This is a genomic window from Mesorhizobium sp. M7A.F.Ca.US.005.03.2.1, assembly GCF_003997795.1.
GTDB classification, from domain to species: Bacteria; Pseudomonadota; Alphaproteobacteria; order Rhizobiales; family Rhizobiaceae; genus Mesorhizobium; species Mesorhizobium ciceri.
On sequence record NZ_RZRP01001270.1, the window covers coordinates 1 to 1,205 of the forward strand.

The 1,205-nt window shown below is 61.7% G+C and carries 1 protein-coding gene; it reads right to left on the reverse strand.

The window, feature by feature from the left end; all coding sequences use genetic code 11:
* The coding region (locus tag EN991_RS36925) for a multidrug effflux MFS transporter (RefSeq protein ID WP_127370560.1) at positions 1 to 954 on the reverse strand (954 nt) is incomplete at its 3' end.
* Positions 955 to 1,205: the final 251 nt, after the last annotated feature.

Sequence of the window (1,205 nt, forward strand, 5' to 3'; positions counted from 1 at the left end):
AAGGAAGCCGTAGCCGACGAACAGCAGCGCCGCCATCACGTCGAGCCGGTCGATGCCCGTCGCCATCACCGCGAACAGCACCACCATCGTCGTGGCATAGCCGGTCACCGCGACGCGCACCACGCGTCGCAGGCCGAAGCGCTCGGCCAGCAGCCCCGTCATCTGCGACATGCCGATGAAGGCGACCGCGTTGATCGAGAAGAACACGCTGTAGACCGAAGGCGACAGGCCGTAATGGTCGATCAGGATGAACGACGAGCTCGACAGATAGACGAAGAAGCTGGCAATGCCGAAGCCGGCAATCGCCGTCAGGCCGAGGAAGTTACGGTCGCCCATCAGGAAGCGGTAGGCCGACAGCGCGGTGCCGAAGGAGGACCCGGCGCGATCTTCCACCGGCCGCGTCTCCTTGAGCGAGGTCGCCAGAAGGATGGTGGCCAGCAGAGCCGCGCCCGTCACCGTCCAGAACACGGCACGCCAGCCGAAATTCTCGATGATCACGCTGCCGGTCAGCGGCGCCAGGATCGGCGACACCGAAAATACCAGCATCAGCAAGGACATCAGCTTGGCAGCCTCATTGCCGGTATGCAGGTCGCGCACGATGGCGCGCGGAACGGCCATGCCGGCGCTGGCGCCAAGCCCCTGCAGGAAGCGGAAAGCGATCAGCCATTCGATGGTCGGCGCCATTGCCGAACCGATGCCGCCGACCATGAACAGCGCAAGGCCGCCGTAGAGCGGCAGCTTGCGGCCGACCATGTCGGAGATCGGCCCGACGACGATCTGGCCAAAGCCCATCGACAGGAAGAAGATCAACAGGCTCATCTGCACGGCAGCGGTGCCGGCATGCAGATCGGCGCCGATCGACGGCAGCGCGGGCAGATACATGTCGATGGCGAACGGGCCGATGGCGGACAACAAGCCGAGCACGACCGCGATGCGGAGGAATTTGGGACTCATGATAGAGGCTTCTTTCAAATCTGGTTGCCGCCGCCAGGCGACGTCTAACCTAGGACGTTCCATCCCGTCAGATTCCGACACCTCGAGAGCGAGTTCTGTTCGTCTCTCTCATGCGAAATCTCTTAATCTTGTGTCCACAAATTTAGACACTCTTGTCTAAATCGTCAATCGCCTCTATATAGTTTTTTATGAAGCTGCACGTTTCTCCTGACATTTTCCCGCCACGCGGTCATGAGGCCAAGCGCCTGTCG